The following is a 19,313-nucleotide window of genomic DNA, read 5'->3' as shown; positions in this document are numbered from 1 at the left end:
CGGACGCCAGGCTGCTCACGCGCAGCAAAGCCACATCGTAGGAAGAAAAGGAAAAGCCTCACGGGCTATTAGTATCGCTCGGCTCAACGCGTCGCCGCGCTTACACCTGCGACCTATCGACGTCGTAGTCTCCGACGGCCCTTCAGGGGGTTGCCCCCGCGAGACCCTATCTTGGGAACGGCTTCACGCTTAGATGCTTTCAGCGTTTCTCCGATCCGAACATGGCTACCCGGCGGTGCCGCTGGCGCGACAGCCGGTACACCAGAGGTTCGTCCGTCCCGGTCCTCTCGTACTAAGGACAGGTTCCCTCAAGTCTCGTACGCCCACACCGGATAGGGACCGAACTGTCTCACGACGTTCTGAACCCAGCTCGCGTGCCGCTTTAATTGGCGAACAGCCAAACCCTTGGGACCTTCTCCAGCCCCAGGATGCGACGAGCCGACATCGAGGTGCCAAACCTCCCCGTCGCTATGAACGCTTGGGGGAGATCAGCCTGTTATCCCCAGAGTACCTTTTATCCATTGAGCAACGGCCGTTCCACGCTGTACCGCGGGATCACTAAGCCCTACTTTCGTACCTGCCCGGCGTGTCCGCCTCGCAGTCAGGCTCCCTTTTGCCTTTATGCTCTGCGCGCGATTACCGACCGCGCTGAGGGAACCTTTGGATGCCTCCGTTACCTTTTGGGAGGCGACCGCCCCAGTCAAACTGACCATCAGACACGGTCCCCCGCCCCGGTGAGGGGCGCGGGTTAGGCCTCAAGCCTGGCAAGGGTGGTATTTCAACGGCGGCTCCGGAGGGGCTGGCGCCCCGCCATCAAAGCCTCCCACCTATCCTACACATGCAAGGCCTAAAACCAATGTCAAAATTCAGTGAAGGTTCATGGGGTCTCTCCGTCCAGGTGCGGGATGCCGGCATCTTCACCGGCACTGCAATTTCGCTGAGTCTCAGGAGGAGACAGTGCAGAAGTCGTTACACGATTCGTGCAGGTCGGAACTTACCCGACAAGGAATTTCGCTACCTTAGGACCGTTATAGTTACGGCCGCCGTTTACCGGGGCTTCGATTCGGGGCTTCGCTTGCGCTGACCCCTCCTGTTAACCTTCCGGCACCGGGCACGTGTCAGGCCATATACCTCCCTTTGCAGGTTTGCATGGCCCTGTGTTTTTGGTAAACAGTCGCTTCTGCCATTTCTCTGCGGCCTCCAGCGGCTCCGCGCTGTCCGCGCTGACCGCCGGGGGCTCCCCTTATCCCGAAGTTACGGGGTTAATTTGCCGAGTTCCTTCTCCTGGGTTGTCTCAAGCACCTTGGGCTGCTCGCCCCATCCACCTGTGTCGGTTTACGGTACGGGCTCCCTCGCGGCTCCCTTAGGGGGTTTTCCTGGCACCGGCATGTACAGCTCGGATTCGGGCCGAAGCCCTCCTCCGGTCGGGAGTCTCGGGCACGTGGCAGGGGGATTTGCCTCCCTGCCGCCTTACGCTCCTTCCGCCACGCGTCCATCGGTGGCTGTGTACTGTTCGATGCGTCGCCCCGTCGGTCGGACGCCTCGTGGGAGGCCGGGGAATCTTGACCCCGTCCCCATCGGCTACGCCTCTCGGCCTCGTCTTAGGTCCCGGCTGACCCCGGGAAGATTAACTTTACCCGGGAAACCTTGGATTTTCGGTGCGCGGGCTTTCCACCCGCGTTTTCGCATACTCATGCCAGCATTCTCGTTTCCGGTACCTCCAGCGGGCATCGCCACCCGCCTTCCCAGGCCTGCGGAACGCTCTCCTACCGCTCCATCGCTGGAGCCCACGACTTCGGTGACGCGCTTAGTCCCGATAATTTTGGGCGCGGGACCGCTCGACCAGTGAGCTATTACGCTTTCTTTAAAGGATAGCTGCTTCTAAGCTAACCTCCTGGCTGTCTGAGCAGTCCCACATCCTTTCCCACTTAGCGCGCACTTGGGGACGCTTAGTCGGTGGTCAGGGTTGTTTCCCTTTCGTCCGCGGATCTTATCACCCGCGGGCTGTCTGCCGCGAATCGGTTGGCCGGTATTCGGAGTTTGGTTGGGTTTGGTAAGCGGGTGTGCCCCCTAGTCCATCCAGTGCTCTACCCCCGGCAGCCTGTCGCGACGCCATACCTAAATATGTTTCGGAGAGAACAAGCTATCGCCCAGTTTGATTGGCCTTTCACCCCCACCCACAGCTCATCCGGACACGTTTCAATGTATATCGGTGCGGCCCTCCACGGGGTGTTACCCCCGCTTCAGCCTGGCCATGGGTAGATCACTAAGGCTTCGTGTCTGCCGCGTACGACTAGGCGCCCTCTTCAGACTCGCTTTCGCTGCGGCTCCGGTCCTCAGGACCTTAGCCTCGCCGTACACGAGCAACTCGCTGGCTCATTAAACAAAAGGCACGCCGTCAGAGGGACAAGTCCCTCCTCCGACAGAATGTACGCACACGGTTTCAGGCGCTCTTTCACTCCCCTCTCGGGGTGCTTTTCACCTTTCCCTCACGGTACTGGTCGCTATCGGTCATCCGCTCGTATTTAGCCTTGGAGGGTGGTCCCCCCGGCTTCAGGCAGGGTTTCACGTGCCCCGCCCTACTCAGGATACTGCCAAGCGCGAAGATCGGTCCCTAAAGGCCTGTCACCTGCTGGGGGGGGGCTTTCCATCCCGCTTCAGCACCTCTCTTCGCGTCACGCGGCAGTCCTACAACCCCGGGATCGCTCCCGGTTTGGGCTCCTCCCCGTTCGCTCGCCGCTACTTGGGGAATCTCGGTTGATGTCTTCTCCTCCAGCTACTTGGATGTTTCGGTTCACTGGGTTGGCTTCACGGGGCCTATGTGTTCGGCCCCGCGATGCGCGGGTCGCCCCGCGCGGGTTGTCCCATTCGGAGTCCCCGGAGTCACGGGCCCTTTGCGCCTCGTCCGGGATTTTCGCAGCTTGTCGCGTCCTTCGTCGCCGGCGAATGCCTAGGCATCCCCCGTGTGCGTTCCTATGCTTAATTCCTTCTTTCCAGCGATATAGCTCTCGCTTCGCATGAGCAGCTCGGCGCCCTGTCATTGATCGGGCCACCCAGTCACTCGAAACTGCTTCGCTTCTTGTATGCTTGTTATCACTTTCTCTGGAATTGCTTCCCGTACTGTCAATTATCTGATTACTTCAAAGAGCAATCATAAAACTTCTTTATTTCAAAGAGTTAGTGGAGCTAAGGAGACTCGAACTCCTAACATCCAGCTTGCAAAGCTGGCGCTCTACCAGTTGAGCTATAACCCCATGTTAGAACATAGTGGGCCTGAATGGACTTGAACCATTGACCCCCGCCTTATCAGAGCGGTGCTCTAACCAACTGAGCTACAGACCCTAGACTCATTGAAATGCTTAGAGATGTACTTGCTTGATGCCTTGGTTTGCGAATCGGGTGGCGGTCCAAAAGGACCGCGGTTTACTCCTTAAAGGAGGTAATCCAGCCGCACCTTCCGGTACGGCTACCTTGTTACGACTTAGCCCCAGTCAAAGGTCTTGCTTTAGGCGCTGGCTCCCTTGCGGGTTGGCATCGCGACTTAGAGCACTCCCTTCTTCCATGGCTTGACGGGCGGTGTGTACAAGGCCCGGGAACGTATTCACCGTGGTGTGCTGACCCACGATTACTAGCGATTCCAGCTTCACGGAGTCGAGTTGCAGACTCCGATCCGAACTGAGGGCGGCTTTGGGGATTGGCTCGGCCTCGCGGCCCCGCTGCCCATTGTACCGCCCATTGTAGCACGTGTGTGGCCCAGGATGTAAGGGCCATGAGGACTTGACGTCATCCACACCTTCCTCCGGGTTGTCCCCGGCAGTCTCTCCAGAGAGCCCCCTTGCGGGCGGCAACTGGAAACGTGGGTTGCGCTCGTTGCGGGACTTAACCCAACATCTCACGACACGAGCTGACGACAGCCATGCAGCACCTGTGTGAACCGTTGCATTGCTGCAAAACGGCGATCTCTCGCCGCGGCGATTCCATGTCAAACCCTGGTAAGGTTCTGCGCGTTGCGTCGAATTAAACCACATGCTCCACCGCTTGTGCGGGCCCCCGTCAATTCCTTTGAGTTTCATACTTGCGTACGTACTCCCCAGGCGGCATACTTAACGCGTTAGCTACGGCACCCCGGGTCGCCCCGGGACACCTAGTATGCATCGTTTACCGCGTGGACTACCAGGGTATCTAATCCTGTTTGCTTCCCACGCTTTCGAGCCTCAGCGTCAGTGGGTCCCCAGCCGGCTGCCTTCGCCATCGGTGTTCTTCCTGATATCTACGCATTCCACCGCTACACCAGGAATTCCGCCGGCCTCTGAACCACTCAAGGACGCCAGTTCGCTCTGCGGGTCCGGGGTTGGGCCCCGGGATTGCACAGAACGCTTGGCGGCCCGCCTACGCTCCCTTTACGCCCAGTGATTCCGAACAACGCTTGCACCCCTCGTATTACCGCGGCTGCTGGCACGAAGTTTGCCGGTGCTTCCTTTAAAGGTACATTCAACGGCCCCGAAAGGCCGAGTTATTCCCTCTCGACAGTGGTTTACACACCGAAATGCTTCATCCCACACGTGGAGTTGCTGCGTCAGGGTTGCCCCCATTGCGCAATATTCCCTACTGCTGCCTCCCGTAGGAGTCTGGGCCGTCTCTCAGTCCCAATGTGGCCGATCGCCCTCTCAGGCCGGCTACCGATCGTCGCCTTGGTGGGCCGTTGCCCCGCCAACTAGCTAATCGGACGCAAGCTCATCCCGCATCGATGAATCTTTCGTCAACGGCCCATGCGGGCCGCCACGGCTCCCGGCATTAGCCGCGCGTTGGCACGGTTGTTCCGGAATGCGGGGCAGATTGCTTACGCGTTACTCACCCATTCGCCGCTCGGCTCGTATTGCTACGTCCTCGCTCGACTTGCATGTATAAGACACTCCACCAGCGTTCGTTCTGAGCCAGGATCAAACTCTTCATTGTTTTCTAAAGGTCTGTCCCGACACGCTTCCTTTTCCGTCAAATTTGATTGACCGGAGCATCACTCAAGCACATCTCCAAATCCTTCAATCAGCCTGCCCGGATCCCGTCCGGGGCGTTTCCTGGCCGTTTCCGACCGGAACGAGGCCAATTATAGAAATCCCCACGGAATCGTCAAGGGGTTCCTGCTCTATTTTTTAATTTTTTTGCTTTTTTTTCACTTTCCATGCGTAAAAACAATTATTTTCTAGGTTAGTTTCATGAAAAGAACATTCTATCAACAATTTTTTAACTGATTTCTTATTCAGAAATCAAACTTTGGGCAATTTTTTCGAAGTTTTGATTGAAATCTTCCCCTAAATCGATTCTTTCCGCCACTGTTTGGTGACGGAACCAGGTGATTTGTCGCTTTGCATAGCGTCTTGTACCCAGCTGAACCGCATCGACGACTTCTTTAGAGGACATTTTCCCCTGAATGCAGGATACCCATTCTTTATATCCAAGGCTCTGCCATGCCGGAGCTTCCAGCGGAACTCGTGAAAGCAAGTTTTCCACTTCTTGTTTCCAGCCGTCTTCAATCATTTGCAGAACACGCTTGTCGATGTTTGCATACAACGTTGTACGTTCACGATCAAGCCAGAAGGTTTTCACGTTTCCGATTCCACCTTTACGGTTGCTGCGGACTTCGGAAAACTTGCGACCGGTTTGCATCGAAACTTCTAGAGCGCGTAGCAAACGTTGGCGGTCTTGCGGGAGAATAGTTTGTGCGGAATCCGGATCGATTTCTTTGAGCATTTGATACAAAGCATCTAAGCCTTTGTTCGAAAGAATCGTTTCACACTCTTTTCGAATGTCTTCACGGACCTGCGGAATTTCGGCGAGCCCTTCCGTGAGCGCTTGCAAGTACATTCCCGTTCCGCCGACCAAGATGTATGGAGTCCGAGGATTCTTTTGCAAAAGCTCTTTGACCAAGCGGACAAATTCGCCCACCGAAAAACTTTCCGTCGGAGGATAGAAATCTACCAGATGATGAGGAATATTCTTTAGCGCTTCTTTAGACGGCTGAGCCGTGCCGATGCAGAAGTCTTTATAGATCTGGCGGGAATCCATTGAAATGATTTTCGCACGAAACTCTTTCGCAAGCGAAAGAGAGAGTTTCGTTTTTCCTACGCCTGTGGCGCCGACTAGAGCACAAAGAAGGGGCATCGATTTTCAATGTAGTTATATTTGGACTGCATGAAAAATAAGAATCTCATCCTGGTCACGATTTGTATTGCGATTGTTCTTTTAGGGGTATCCTTTGTTCTGATGAATCAGGAAGCCTTTGACAATACGCTAATCGCGACGGGCTTAAAAAAATCAAAGCCGATGCTTGCGGACGCGGATCCCTATATGAAGAAACTTCTTCAAGAGATTCCCGTTCAAAAGGTTCTGCCGAAAAAAAAGAAGAACCCGCGCGAAATTTGGAAAGTCGGACGCGGAATTTCTTACCCGAATTACCTTTTGAAAGCGCAGAGGCATTTGGAAAAGCACGGCGGGAAAGTCCTTTCGATGGAAGAAGTCGAAAGTCGAAACGGCTCGGTTGTCGATTTTGACTTTGTCGCACCCTTTGGCGATACCTTCTACGTTCAGTTGCAGGTCGCGGATAGCTTTTATAATAATACGTCCCGTTTGGCGGTCGCCTTTTACGCAAGCAAAGAACTTTCAGGTTATGCGGACGAATTGAACGGACTAAACTTTCCGTATTCCCTGCTGATTACACCGTCCGAAATTTCTTCCTTCAAAGCGGGCCTTACAAAACTGAATCAGTACGAATCCGTCGTCTGGCTTCCGATGGAAGACAAGAAGCTTCGTTCTAAATCCTTCAGCAAATCGATGATCTTTATTCATCAATCCCAATCTGAAATTCAGGACATTGTCACAGACGCTTTAGAAAAAGTTCCCCACGCACAAGGAATTGCGACTCGATTCGGCAGCCGCGCCGTGGAACAGCAAGCCTTGCTCCACGCCATTTTCAATCCTCTCCAAGAACGCAACCTTTGGTTTATGGATTTAACCAAGAACCGCTATTCCAGAGCCGAAGACGTCTGCGAGGACATCCATCTTAAGTGTCGTACAGAAAGCCCATTCGACCCGTCTAGAATGACGCATGCCGTCTATGTTTCTCGGGTCTTGAAAACGGCAAGACGATCCGGCAAAGCAATTTTGATTCTTCCTATTTCGAACGCGAGCTTCAAGGCTATCGAAAATTTAGAAGCCGACGCGACTGCACAAGGGACAGAATTTGTTAGTTTATCCAATATCTTCCAAACTGAATAGGAGGGCTCATGCCTGTTAAACTGAGCGTAAATATTGACCACATCGCTACGATCCGCGAAGCCCGCAAGATCCGCGAACCGGATCCTGTTGCAGGCGCCACCCTGGCAGAACTTGCCGGTTGCCACGGTATTTCCGCACACCTGCGAGAAGACCGCCGCCACATTCAAGAGCGCGATGTTCGACTGCTCCGCGGCATTGTAACGACCCATTTGAATTTGGAAATGGCTCCGACTTCAGAAATGATCCAGCTCGCGATTGATATTCAGCCGGATATGGTAACGCTTGTTCCTGAAAATCAGGAAGTGACCAGCGAAGGCGGTTTGAACGTTGCCGCTCGAATCGACGAACTGACCAAAACCGTCGCCTCCTTCAAAAATAACGATATCGCCGTGAGCGTCTTTATCGATCCGGATACGGACCAGGTAAAAGCGGCAAAGAAAATCGGAGCGGACTTTGTGGAACTGCACACAGGTCACTTTGCAAACGCTTTTGATTTAGGTTCTTCCGCAGACGTGGATCGTGAACTCGCCGCCATCCAAGACATGACCGTTCTTGCTCGCAAATATGGTTTACGCGTCAACGCAGGGCAAGGCTTGAACTACCGCAATGTCGGTTACATTTCAAGTATCAACGGTATCGAAGAATTGACGATCGGACACAGCATCATCGGACGTTCTGTGATGATCGGTATGGACCGTGCCGTTCGCGAAATGCTCGAATCGATTCGCCTCGCCGAACATTGATTTTTGATTCAATACTTTCGATTTAAAAGAAAAACCTTCCGAAAACTCGGAAGTTTTTTTTCAATTTTCAAGAATTACTTATTTGCGGCAGGAGCGGCCTTTGCTGTATCAGCAGCAGGCTTTGCGGTGTCTGCAGTTGGCTTTGCGGCTTCGGTCTTGGACGGTTCTGCCGGCTTCGCCGTTTCGGTTTTAGCCGTTTCCGCTGGTTTTGCGGATTCTGCTTTAGCTGCCTTCTTTGCGGCCTTGATGCTGTCCTGTTCTGCCTTCTTCGCAGCCTTTACTGCGGCAATGCTGTCGGCCTTTGCCTTTTTGGCAGCGGCGATACTGTCTTGCTTCGCCTTCTTTACGGCAGCGATACTGTCCTGCTTGGCCTTTTTGGCGGCCTTGATGCTGTCTTGTTCAGCCTTTTTGGCAGCCTTGATGCTGTCTTGTTCAGCCTTCTTGGCGGCCTTTACCGCAGCGATGCTGTCGGCCTTTGCCTTTTTGGCAGCCTTGATGCTGTCCTGCTTTGCCTTCTTCGCGGCCTTTACCGCAGCGATGCTATCGGTCTTTGCCTTTTTGGCAGCGGTGATACTATCTTGCTTAGCCTGCTTAGCGGCTGCAATGCTGTCAGCCTTCTGTTCTTCCGGAGTCTTCACAGCCTTGGCCGTATCCACCGGAGAAGCTGTCACCACATTCAAAAGTTCCACTTCAAAGACGAGAAGGGAATTAGGCGGAATCACCGGAGATGCGCCTTCTGCACCGTAACCGAGTTCGCTCGGGATCCAAGCCTGAACCTTTTCACCTTCCTTCATCAAAGTCAAAAGTTCCTGCCAGCCCTTGATCACAGCATTCACCGGGAATTCAAGCGGTTCGCCGCGCTTGATAGAGCTATCAAATTCCGTTCCGTTCAAAAGAGCGCCAGCGTAATGGACTCGCACCTTATCGGTGAGCTTCGGAGCTCTTGCGCTCGAATCCTTTACCTGGGTAATATACTTGTACTGAAGACCGCTAGCCGTGGTGATCACGCCAGCTACAGTCTTATTCTTTTCAAGGAAGACTTTCTGAGAGTCCAAAGCGGCCTTAGCGGCTTCTGCGGCCTTCTTTTCGCGCGTGACCTGCATCTGAAGAACCAATTCCTGGAGAGCCTTTTCCGCCTGGGAATCGGTCATCAGCAAAGCCTTGCCATCCATTTGATCGCTCAAAGAGCGAAGGAAAAGTTCCTTGTCGATTTCCGCATCCACATTCTTAATGGCACGGCCCATATCCATTCCGAGGGCATAGCTATAACGGTCCTTCGGCGTCATCAAAGTGTCTTTTTTAACGGCAACTGCAGCCGAATCCGTTGATGCAACAGAATCCGTCGGTAAAGCCGCAGCTGCAGGAGCGGTTTCCGGCTTCGGAGACGAAGAACAAGCGATTAACGTGCCCAAAACGGCAGCGGAAAAAATACTAGAAGTCCATAATTTCATATTTTAATCCTTGATATTTGATACCTCCCAATTTAGGAACTTTATCATGAAAAAGTGGATCGTCGTTTTATTTTTAACAGCATTTGCCGCAACCCTTTACGCAGCACGCCCCGTAACGCACGTTGAAGTTCCGTTTAATGCAGGAATCGGCCCCACAGCCTTTTGGATTCCGGGCGTTGCCGGCAGAGAGCTACACACAGGCTTTAATCTGAACCTCTATGGAGTCATTACCCCGCAAACGCTTGACGCCAACAAGGAAAAAATTCCTATTAAGTACCGTCGTTATTTGAATACGATGCGCGAAGTGCATGTAGCCCCGATGTGGATGATTTTAATCCCCCAATATGTGATCGTGAGTCCAGCCGCTCTTGGCGAAGACGATGCCCTTTACGGTGCCATTTGGTCGTTGCTCAGCGTAGGCCCGGAATTCATTTCGAAGCGTTACTACGTCGTCGAAGGCAAGTTCTCGCCTACCGTGAGCTATTTGCACGTGGATTCTGACGACAACGAAGACTCCGAGAACCTGGTCGGCGTCGGCTGCATGCTCTCGCTTGCCCTGACCTATACCTTTACAGACAATTTCCTTGTAACTTTCTCCTATGCGCACTTGCTACAGTTGCCCCTCAGCATCAACTCGTACAAGCCTACCGATGCGACTTCGGAACATTGGATTCAGGCAGGCGCCCTCTCTTTGATCCTGCATTTCCGTTTCGGAATGAGCCAAAAACTATAAATTGGCGTTTTTTCGTTAAAAACAACATTCTAAGAGTGACATAGATCATCCTCCCGCCCAAATCTTCCAAGATGTGTTACAAAACACTTTACACAAAGGAAAACTTTTCTTAAAATTAGTATACAGATGGATTGAGTGGATGACGGAGCACATGTGTGTTCCGAAACAGAGGGTACAATAATGCAAGCTACTAGCAATACGTTATTCTCTTCCACTGCAGAGAAGGCTCGTGTCGTGCGCACCCCCCAAGAATTTGAAATTGCGCAGGAAAGAGCGCGCAAAGCCCTTTTCGCAGAAATGACAGCGGTGAAACCTGAAAGAATTTACGAAAGCTCCAGGCAGACGGCAAAGCTCAGCCCGATGGTGGCCTTTGCGGTTTTCATTGCAAGCTTGAGCGTTCGTGACTGATCTGTCGATTCGGCATTCAGCTGCCAGAATCCAGAATTTTTTCAAGGGGAAATTTTGATACAGGAATCAACCACAATTCCTGTTTTCTATCTTTTTAAAAAACAGGAGATCCTATGTCAGCTCTTATCCTCGACGGCAAAAAACTCGCCAAAGAATCTGAACTTCAACTGAAGGAACGCGTCGAAGCCCTCAAGGCACGCACAGGCAAGACCCCAATCCTCGCCACGATTCTCGTGGGCGACGACCCGGCCAGCGCCACCTATGTGAAAATGAAAGGCAACGCCTGCGCTCGCGTGGGCATGGAAAGTCTCCCGGTTCACATGCCGAAGCAGACGACGACCGAAGAGCTCCTCGCCAAGATCGAAGAATTGAACGAAAATCCGAACGTACACGGCATTTTGCTGCAGCACCCGGTTCCGCGTCACATTGACGAACGCGCCGCTTTTGAAAAAATCGAACGTCGCAAGGACGTGGACGGAGTCACCTGCCTCGGCTTTGGCCTGATGGCGATGGGCGAAAAAGCTTACGGTAGCGCAACGCCGGCTGGCATTATGCGCATCCTCAAGGCTTACGACATTCCCCTGGAAGGCAAGCACGCTGTGGTTGTCGGACGTAGCGCCATCCTCGGAAAGCCGATGGCCATGATGCTTTTGAACGCAAACTGCACCGTGACAATTTGCCACAGCAAAACCAAGGACCTCGAAAAGTACGTCGGCGATGCAGACATTCTGATCGGCGCGGTCGGCAAGCCGGAATTCATCAAGACCGCCTGGATCAAGAAGGGCGCGGTCGTGATCGATGCCGGTTACCATCCAGGTGGAGTCGGTGACGTGGAAAAAGCCGGTCTTGAAGATGTCGCTAGCGCCTACACCCCGGTTCCGGGTGGAGTCGGTCCGATGACGATAAACACGCTCATTTACCAGAGCGTGGACAGCGGCGAAAGTTTCCTCGGCAAGTAAATTTTACCGCTTACAATTTAAAGAGCCTCCCCCGCAGGGAGGCTTTTTCCTTCCGATAATTTTACTTCACCTGAACGCAAACCTGATAACGTCCCTTGGGGAGCGTCGAGCGGCTAAAGCCCAACTGCGTTGCACCAGGCGAAACATTTCCCGCAAAATTTGCCACTTTTCGACCGCTCATGTCAAAGACAGAGACTTGGACATAGGCAGAATGCGACATGCGAAGGATTCCCGTTCTCAAGTCGTAAGCAGCACTGGTCACCATTTGAAGCGGAACCGTGGAACCGATAGCCATTTCTTCTTCTGGATCATTGATTTGCTGTTCAGTTTCTTTGAGAAGTTCACCCGGAATCTGGGTAACACCTGCAACGTCAAAACGGAACTCGTCTATATTCGGGCCCCCGTTTTCCGTGAGAGACTTGAGACGCAGAACGTTCGTATCTTTCGAAAGATTCACCTGTACAGATACGCTGTCGTAAGTTGTCCAATTCGACGTAGACGGAAACACGATGATTCCGGCGCTTTTCCCGTTGAGGAAAAGTTCCATGCTGCGATCGGTACTGCCTCCATTTGCAAATCGGATGTTTAAGATTGCGGAATTCTTGGCGGTCGGCACATTCAAATTCCAAGCGCCATAACTTTCCAAACTGTTGTTGAAATTGTAATAGCCGCTGTCTATCCAGCCTGCATTATTTTCTTCATAGGCGCCGACACCTTCGTTTGGATAGGCGGCATTGACACTGCTAAGAAATTCCGTAGAAGCCGTAATCACGCTTGCCATGGCGCGAACCGTGATGGTTCCGCTGACCGTTGCGCTTTCACCGCCGTCATCGGTCGTGACGATGGTATAGCCGAAAATTCCGGTCGCAGTCGGAATGCCTTGCAAAACAATTGTACTGTCCGAAGTGTTCACCTTTGCCGTAATGCCGTCCGGAAGTTCCGTCGCCTTTGCGCCGCCACAAGCGAAATATTTATAGGTGATGCTTTGAATGGAATCGCCAAGCACAAGGCTCTGATCCGGAGATCCAGCATTCAGGACCAGAGCGGGGACCGAGACAATGTCACTTTCTTCGACAAGGACTTCGACACGGCCCGTATATTTCGTTCCATCAGAACCTTTGACCGTGTACTTGAAAGAGGCGAGACCTGTAAAATTCGGATTCGGCGAGAATGTAGCTGTGTAACCGTCCGTCTCTAAAGACACTGAGCCGTTTTCGGCAGCCGAAAGAGTGTAGGACGGAGAAACAGCCTGGAAACCCTTTGTAATTGAACGTAGATCGAAAGATGCTTTTCCATTTTTCGAAGCGGTCATGTGCATCGCACCGAGCCAGTTGATGTACTTTTCAATATAGGCGTATCCATCTGCACCGATTGTCATTGCATCGTCCGAAGTCACATTGTAGCCCATTGCAGTTTCAAAAAAGTCCGGAATTCCATCGCCGTCTGTATCGAGAGCCTTTTCGCCCGAGATCACTTCGCCCCAGCCATTATTCGTCGTGAGACCCATCGCTCCAACCGACTTGACAAGAGCACCAGCTGTGCCGAGAGTTCCTACCTGGTACCACACCAAAGAATCGATATCGTCGTAAGGCAACACGCCACTCTGGGAAGTCACATAACGCCAAGCACTGGCGGCGCTGAGCATGGGACCGTTTACGGTCATTTCGTTCCAAGGCGATGAAAGTTCTTCCCCTGCACCTTGGTAGTAATAAATCGTCGAGGGCTCCCCATTCAACACTCCATCGCGATTCGTATCAATCATATTGCCGGAAGCGTAAATGCTCTGGTTCTTATCGACCTGGAACCAGGGATTGCTACCCTTTGGACCATATACAAAGTAATTGTTCACAATGTCGTGATTAAAATGCGTGCTCGTATGAGTGGTATAACCCGCTTCAAAATTATAAAGGATATTATTGACAAAGACATCGTTGATCTTATCCAAGGGATTCCTGTTGTGGGTATTCACGAACGCATTGTAATACCAAGACCAGGCGCCGTCCACCGATTCGATGTGGGCGCCGAACTGCTGACCGATCGGATTCGCGATTAGAGAATTCTGCACCGTCACGCCTGTCACGCGATAATTCGCATTGTCCGAAGAGCCTCCAAAATTATTCCAAGGAGCGAGTTCTACAGAACAATGGTCCACGATAACGTTCTTCGCATCGTATAAGTTAAGGGCGTCGTCCTTTTCGGAATTGGTATTTTCGCCGGGTCGGATTCGCAAGTAACGAATAATGATGTTACTCTGTTTACCTGTGCTGAGTTTTCCGCCGTGAATAGCGATTCCTTCACCGGGAGCTGTCTGCCCCGCAATGGTAATGTTGCTCTTGATAGAGACCGCCGTCTGAATATGGATGATTCCACCCACGTCAAAGACAACTATTCGGTTTCCTTGACTCACCGCATCTCGAAAAGAGCCTTCGCCCGAATCGTTGAGGTTGGTAACATGATAAACGGAACCCGCACGGCCACCAGTCACCTGGGCGCCAAAACCCAAAGCTTCCGGAAACGCGAGTACTTCAGCAGCCGCAGAACCCAAACCAAATAGAGTCGAAAACATCGCAACAGCGAATTTTGATTTTTGCATAGTACACCATTCCTTTATGCTAAAAATCTATCTTCGCTAAAGAATGCGCGAGCAAAATAAAGTTTTATGCGTTGTCTAAAGACAATTTGGAAATTTCACCGGGTTTTAAATTCCCAAGCGCCCAATTTCCAATGCGAACGCGGACAAGGCGCAAGACTTCTATTTCAAAAGTCTGCAAAATACGCCGAATTTCTCGATTCTTGCCTTCATGCAGCACAACGGAAAGCCAAGCCGTTTTTTCGCCGGTTCGTAAAACGCGAACATCCGCCATTCGCATCTGTTCCGGAGATTCTCCAAAAACGCGCGGAGGAACCAGAACTCCTTTTTTCATTTGCTCCATTTCTTCTCTGGAGGGTGCACGGGAAACCTGAACGTGATATTCTTTTTCTAGATGTGTTTCCGGGGCAAGAATGCGGTCTGCGAAAGCGGTGTCGTTGGTAAAAAGAAGCAGACCTTCGCTCGCCTTGTCGAGACGTCCAACAGGGAAAACATGCTGCGGCAATTTTCCTTTCAAAAGGTCCATGACCGTTTTACGTCCCTTTTCATCGGAAGCGGTCGTCACAATTCCACGGGGTTTGTTCATTGCGAAGTAAACATGCGCTATTTTCGAAACAGGCTTTCCATCGACGGTGATTTTAGAAGATTCCGTTGCAGGCGTTTCCGGGTCGCGGACAAGGCGCCCATCTAAGGTCACACGACCTTCACGGACAAGATTTTCGGCTACAGAGCGGGAACAGTATCCGCGTTTGTTGAGAATTCGGGCGACGCCGAAACGTTTCAGAGGCATGCAGAGCTAATCCTCGCGCGTATCCTTGGATTCTTTTTTCATCTTGTACATGCGATCGTCCGCGAGGCGGTAAACATCGCCTGCGGTAGAACGCACTTCACTACGCATCGCGGTTCCGTAAGACGCGGAAAGCGGGATTGGCAAAACTTGCGAGGCTTCTTCCTGAAGAACTCGCATTTTTTCAAAGGCGGTTTCCATATCGTTCAAATGTTCCTGCCGTACAATCACCAAAAATTCATCGCCGCCCATACGAATCGGAGTTCCGATTCCCTTGAACGCTTCGGACAAGGTTTTAGCAAATGCCTGGAGCTGTTCATCGCCCTTCCCATGCCCATAGGTATCGTTCAGCTTCTTTAGGCCGTTCATGTCGATACTCGTCACCGCATAGTCCGAACCGATTCCGTTCAGCACGTCGAAAATTTGCTCACATTTTGCACGGTTGTAAAGCCCCGTCAAAGCATCTCGGTACGCAAGCGAAGAAAGCAGGTCCTTTTCCGTTTTGTTCACAATCGCACGCTGCAAGTAAATCACATAACTGACGAGCAAAGACATCAAATAGACGAGAAGTCCCCAAGACGTAATCGGATTTCCTCGCGGATCCACACCCGGTGTAACCCGGCTCAAATTAAATACGACAAGTTCTGCGATACAAGAAAGGCAGAAGAGCAAAAATCCGATATCGGAAATTCTTTCCGGAAGTCCATCCTTTTTAGAATAAACAACTCCCGGCACCATCAGGAACACGATACCCAAGACCATGTAAATATGGAAAAGCAACAGGAATTGAGGATAGTTCGCCACATGCGCAAGCTGGAGAATCGTCGTTCCGGCAAAAAAGATTCCATTAAAAATCGGAAGTGACACAAGCCCGTACCAGCGCCATCCCGAAAGTTTCTTTCTGCGCATACTGACGAATAGAAGTTCGATCGAAATCGGTGCAAGATAAAGCATCGCATATTCAAGAATCGCATTGAATTCCAGGTTCAGCGAAATCAGCTGAATTTCATGCGTGTAACAAATCGTCCAAATACCGAGTACGAAGGAAAAGAATCCGATCAACGGCAAACGGACGAAATAGCCCGCAAAGCCCATTGCGCCGATGCCGCCGACCATCGCCATCGCCCCGAACAGGGTCATAAAAATCGCGATGCAGAACGACACCGAAATATGCTCCGCCAAATACGGAGCGCCCATCATCTGATTCGGTAGAATCGTCGTCTCTGGCATAATGTCAAAGGCTCCCGATTCCGCCGCATAAACTTTCAGCCTTAATTTTTGGCCGCCCCATCCAGCCGGAAGTTCAATCCGATGATATCCGCTTCCCACTATCAAGCCTTCGCTTAAAAGTTCTTGCCCGTAGGAATAAATTTTTTCGTCGTTTAAATAAACATCCATCGTCGACACAAACAATCGAATATGCAATGCGGAATAATCCGAAAGTCGCGTCGGCAAGGTCGTTTCCAAAAGCAAGGAATCCCCAAGTGGAGCTTCCCCTTGAATCGGTCGATACTGAGCCAGTGATGGTGGCTGCGATGTCTTCCCATGGTACGTCACTTCCCAAGGAGAATCCCAAACAATGGAATTGTTCGAAGAACGATTTTTAGAAACCCCAATCAATGAAACAATGAACACCGCCGCAAGCATAAATGCTGCCGCAAGAAATCCCATTTTCCGTTTTGTCGATATCATTTTTTAACGACTCCTTTCTACAATTTACATAGCATAAAGGGAAATCCAACTTCAAAGCGATTTCTTTGTTCGATAACAAACATTTTTTTGCAAAAAAGGCAGATTTATCATTCCAACTTGGAATGCGGATTGATAATTTTAAAACCAAACAAGGAGATTCTATGAAGCACTTTACCCTTTTCGCACTTCTCATCCTCTGCATTTGCGGTTTTACCTTCGCGGGAAACGATTCCAAGGATTTGTTCACCACGGTCTCTTGGGAAAAGGCGATTGAAATGAGCAAGGATAAGAAAGCCAAGGCTATTTTTGTAGATGTCCGCACTCCGCAGGAAGTCGCCCAGGGTACCGTCGCCGGTTCTTTGAACATTCCTCTGCAGCAGATTCAGGCCCGCTACTCGGAACTTCCGAAAGACAAGAACCTGCTTATATTCTGCCGCAGCGGAAAGCGAAGCCGTGCCGCTTCAGATTTTTTGATTCAGCAGGGTTATACCAAGGTTTACAATGTGGACGGTGGATTCTTGGCAGCACCGCCGTCAGCCGCTTTTAAATAATCCAACAAGGCGGAATTGATTTGAACCCGTTCCTTTGCAATATAGAGGGCCGGGTTTTCTTTTTCCTGTACACTGAGACGGGCAGCATCTTTTTCGGAAAGAACTATAGGAAGATCCCCGTCGAGTTCTGCGCGGAGAACTCGTGCGTATGCCTTGGAATGATCCGTAAGAAATACGCATTTTTGAATTTGAAGTCCAAAGCTTTCGATGTCTAACGCAAAACGTTTTGGGTTTCCGATGCCCGTGACCACGGCCACGGGTGAATTTGGAGAAAGCGATTTCCCTTGAAGGTTTTGAATCTTTTCAATGCCAAATGTGACCGCAAAATTTGGCTTCGCCATATCCGCGCTTGAGGTTGCCTGTTCACGGTAGCCGTCAATCGTCCATGCATCGGGATGATCTTTTTCAAGGCTCACGCATGAACCGCAGGGAAACAGATCGGTCAGGGATTTTGCCGTTTCGTCCCACCGCAAAACGAACCGGGTGGCATTTACAAAACGTGTATCTTCGAGCCCCCCGTCACAAAGTAAAATGTCGAACTTTCCATCGAGCTGTTTTGCAGTCTTGTAACGATTGGATGTTTGAAAGACGGACGCTCCACAGGGCGAGGATTGAAGCATTCGAAATTCATCCCAGGCGGTTTGATGGCAAAGGATGGCTACGCGGTATCCTTGCGCCGTCAAAAGTTCCGAAAGCCGTTGAACAAGAGGTGTTTTGCCAGCGCCGCCGGCAAGGAAAGATCCTACGATCCAAACCCGACTTTTTTGTAACGGTTTCTTTGGGCGGTAAAGCGTTCTACGAAAGGCGCAAAATACAGCCCGGTAAATACCAGCCAGTAAAAATCGCAGCGGAAATGGAACTTGCCCAAGCATGGTCTCAAATTAAATTTATACCTTTAATCTCGTCCAATTTAAATTCTGAAAAACAAGGCTATAGTTATGCGCGTACTCGTTCTTAACTGCGGTAGCTCTTCTGTGAAGTTTGCCGTTATCGATACAAATACAAAGGAATCCATCGCAAGCGGTCTCGTCGAAAACATCGGCGTGAACGGTCACACGAAGGCAAAGGGTCCGGAAGGCAAAATCGATTTCAACTTTGACTGCCCGACTCACGCTGAAGCAGTCGACCAGGTCAAGAAGTTCCTTGACTCCCAGAATCTCACCTCTTCGATCGAAGCCATCGGTCACCGCGTCGTGCATGGCGGTAAGTACATCAAGAGCGAAAAAGTGACGCAAGAAGTCATCGACTACATCCGTAGCATCACGCTCTTTGCACCGCTTCACGAACCGGCTCACACAACCGGCATGGAATGCGCAACCAAGTTCTTCCCGGATATTCCGCAGGTCGCTGTATTCGACACGGCTTTCCACCAGACGATGCCAACAAAGGCTTACCTCTACGGTATTCCGTACAAATTCTACGAACAAGACAAAATCCGTCGCTACGGTGCACACGGCACAAGCCACCGCTTTGTGACCGCAGAAGCTTGCAACGTTCTCGGCACGAAACCGGAAGAAACCTGCCTCATCACCGCTCACCTCGGTAACGGCAGCTCCTGCTCCGCGATTCTCAACGGCAAGTGCGTCGATACCACAATGGGCTTCACTCCGCTCGAAGGCTTGATCATGGGAACCCGTTCCGGTTCTCTCGACCCGGCGATTCTCTTCTACATCAGCAAGAAGTACAGCAAGGAATACGGCACGATCGATCAGCTCGACCACTTGGTGAACAAGGAATCCGGTCTTCTCGGTCTCTCTGGCCTTTCGAACGACATGCGCACTTTGACGCAGGCCGCAAGCGAAGGCAACAAGCGCGCCCAGATTGCCCTCGACGTTTTCTGCTACAGACTCACCCGTGAAATCGGCGGCATCGCCATGGCTCTTCCGCGCATCGACGCCATCGTCTTCACTGGCGGTATCGGCGAAAACAGCTCTTACGTTCGTAAGCAGACTCTCGAAAACCTGAAGATTCTCGGTTACCAGATTGACGACGATCGCAACAACAAGAGCGGCAAGGAATCGAACCACTTGATTACCAAGGACGGCACTCCGAAGGCAATCGTCGTAGCGACAAACGAAGAACTTTTGATTGCTCTCGACACCGAAGCTCTCGTAAAGTAATCCGCTC

Annotated in this window: 13 protein-coding genes, 2 tRNA genes and 2 rRNA genes; 7 read left to right on the top strand and 10 right to left on the bottom strand. The window is 51.5% G+C overall.

The window, feature by feature from the left end:
• Window positions 1-47 precede the first annotated feature (47 nt).
• The 5 genes from BGX16_RS07720 to miaA form a co-directional block, all read right to left on the bottom strand.
• A 23S ribosomal RNA gene (locus tag BGX16_RS07720) occupies window positions 48-2,987 on the bottom strand.
• A gap of 194 nt (window positions 2,988-3,181) precedes the next feature.
• Window positions 3,182-3,254, bottom strand: a tRNA-Ala gene (locus BGX16_RS07715).
• A 14-nt stretch (window positions 3,255-3,268) separates the two neighbouring features.
• Window positions 3,269-3,342 (bottom strand) — tRNA-Ile (locus tag BGX16_RS07710).
• Between the two features lie 90 nt (window positions 3,343-3,432).
• Window positions 3,433-4,956: ribosomal RNA gene (locus BGX16_RS07705) — 16S ribosomal RNA — on the bottom strand.
• The 16S and 23S rRNA genes sit together here with 2 tRNA genes alongside, the layout of an rRNA operon.
• Window positions 4,957-5,253: 297 nt before the next feature.
• The gene (gene miaA, locus BGX16_RS07700) at window positions 5,254-6,159 is read right to left on the bottom strand and encodes a tRNA (adenosine(37)-N6)-dimethylallyltransferase MiaA (protein WP_100425530.1); all 906 of its coding nucleotides are present in this window, start codon (window positions 6,157-6,159) and stop codon (window positions 5,254-5,256) included.
• Window positions 6,160-6,189: 30 nt separating this feature from the next.
• Here miaA and BGX16_RS07695 point away from each other — a divergent pair, with 30 nt between their 5' ends.
• Window positions 6,190-7,272, top strand: a complete 1,083-nt coding sequence (locus BGX16_RS07695; protein WP_157797930.1) for a divergent polysaccharide deacetylase family protein — start codon at window positions 6,190-6,192, stop codon at window positions 7,270-7,272.
• Between the two features lie 8 nt (window positions 7,273-7,280).
• Window positions 7,281-8,015 (top strand): pyridoxine 5'-phosphate synthase, encoded by a 735-nt coding sequence (locus tag BGX16_RS07690; protein WP_100425528.1) that lies wholly within the window; start codon window positions 7,281-7,283, stop codon window positions 8,013-8,015.
• Between the two features lie 74 nt (window positions 8,016-8,089).
• On the opposite strand, the gene BGX16_RS07685 is transcribed toward BGX16_RS07690, so the two are convergent.
• Complete coding sequence (locus BGX16_RS07685) at window positions 8,090-9,466, bottom strand: BamJ family beta-barrel-assembly machinery protein (RefSeq protein WP_100425527.1); 1,377 nt, start codon at window positions 9,464-9,466, stop codon at window positions 8,090-8,092.
• Between the two features lie 46 nt (window positions 9,467-9,512).
• On the opposite strand from BGX16_RS07685, the gene BGX16_RS07680 reads away from it, so the two are divergent.
• From BGX16_RS07680 to folD, 3 genes are all read left to right on the top strand, one after another.
• Window positions 9,513-10,199, top strand: coding sequence for a hypothetical protein (locus BGX16_RS07680; RefSeq protein ID WP_100425526.1), 687 nt, complete (start codon window positions 9,513-9,515; stop codon window positions 10,197-10,199).
• A 180-nt stretch (window positions 10,200-10,379) separates the two neighbouring features.
• A complete protein-coding gene (locus BGX16_RS07675) occupies window positions 10,380-10,607 on the top strand; it encodes a hypothetical protein (protein ID WP_100425525.1) in 228 nt (75 codons plus the stop codon).
• A gap of 113 nt (window positions 10,608-10,720) precedes the next feature.
• Window positions 10,721-11,566 (top strand): bifunctional methylenetetrahydrofolate dehydrogenase/methenyltetrahydrofolate cyclohydrolase FolD, encoded by an 846-nt coding sequence (folD, locus tag BGX16_RS07670; protein WP_100425524.1) that lies wholly within the window; start codon window positions 10,721-10,723, stop codon window positions 11,564-11,566.
• A 61-nt stretch (window positions 11,567-11,627) separates the two neighbouring features.
• On the opposite strand, the gene BGX16_RS14990 is transcribed toward folD, so the two are convergent.
• The 3 genes from BGX16_RS14990 to BGX16_RS07655 all read right to left on the bottom strand — a co-directional run bounded on the left by BGX16_RS14990 (window position 11,628) and on the right by BGX16_RS07655 (window position 16,614).
• Window positions 11,628-14,159, bottom strand: coding sequence for an Ig-like domain-containing protein (locus BGX16_RS14990; RefSeq protein ID WP_157797929.1), 2,532 nt, complete (start codon window positions 14,157-14,159; stop codon window positions 11,628-11,630).
• Between the two features lie 64 nt (window positions 14,160-14,223).
• Complete coding sequence (locus BGX16_RS07660) at window positions 14,224-14,946, bottom strand: pseudouridine synthase (protein ID WP_100425522.1); 723 nt, start codon at window positions 14,944-14,946, stop codon at window positions 14,224-14,226.
• Window positions 14,947-14,952: 6 nt separating this feature from the next.
• Complete coding sequence (locus tag BGX16_RS07655; RefSeq protein WP_157797928.1) at window positions 14,953-16,614, bottom strand: GGDEF domain-containing protein; 1,662 nt, start codon at window positions 16,612-16,614, stop codon at window positions 14,953-14,955.
• 182 nt (window positions 16,615-16,796) lie between these two features.
• Here BGX16_RS07655 and BGX16_RS07650 point away from each other — a divergent pair, with 182 nt between their 5' ends.
• Window positions 16,797-17,186 (top strand): rhodanese-like domain-containing protein, encoded by a 390-nt coding sequence (locus BGX16_RS07650; RefSeq protein ID WP_241899494.1) that lies wholly within the window; start codon window positions 16,797-16,799, stop codon window positions 17,184-17,186.
• On the opposite strand, the gene BGX16_RS07645 is transcribed toward BGX16_RS07650, so the two are convergent.
• Complete coding sequence (locus tag BGX16_RS07645; RefSeq protein ID WP_100425520.1) at window positions 17,132-18,058, bottom strand: tetraacyldisaccharide 4'-kinase; 927 nt, start codon at window positions 18,056-18,058, stop codon at window positions 17,132-17,134. The two genes, BGX16_RS07650 and BGX16_RS07645, sit on opposite strands and share 55 nt — an antisense overlap.
• 66 nt (window positions 18,059-18,124) lie before the next feature.
• Between BGX16_RS07645 and BGX16_RS07640 the strand changes: the two genes are divergently transcribed.
• Window positions 18,125-19,306, top strand: a complete 1,182-nt coding sequence (locus BGX16_RS07640; protein ID WP_100425519.1) for an acetate/propionate family kinase — start codon at window positions 18,125-18,127, stop codon at window positions 19,304-19,306.
• The last annotated feature ends 7 nt before the right edge of the window (window positions 19,307-19,313 follow it).

The sequence above is a fragment of the Hallerella succinigenes genome (genome assembly GCF_002797675.1).
GTDB lineage: Bacteria > Fibrobacterota > Fibrobacteria > Fibrobacterales > Fibrobacteraceae > Hallerella > Hallerella succinigenes.
The sequence above is the reverse complement of the archived record's forward strand: the minus strand, read 5'-3'. Positions and strand labels throughout refer to the sequence as shown.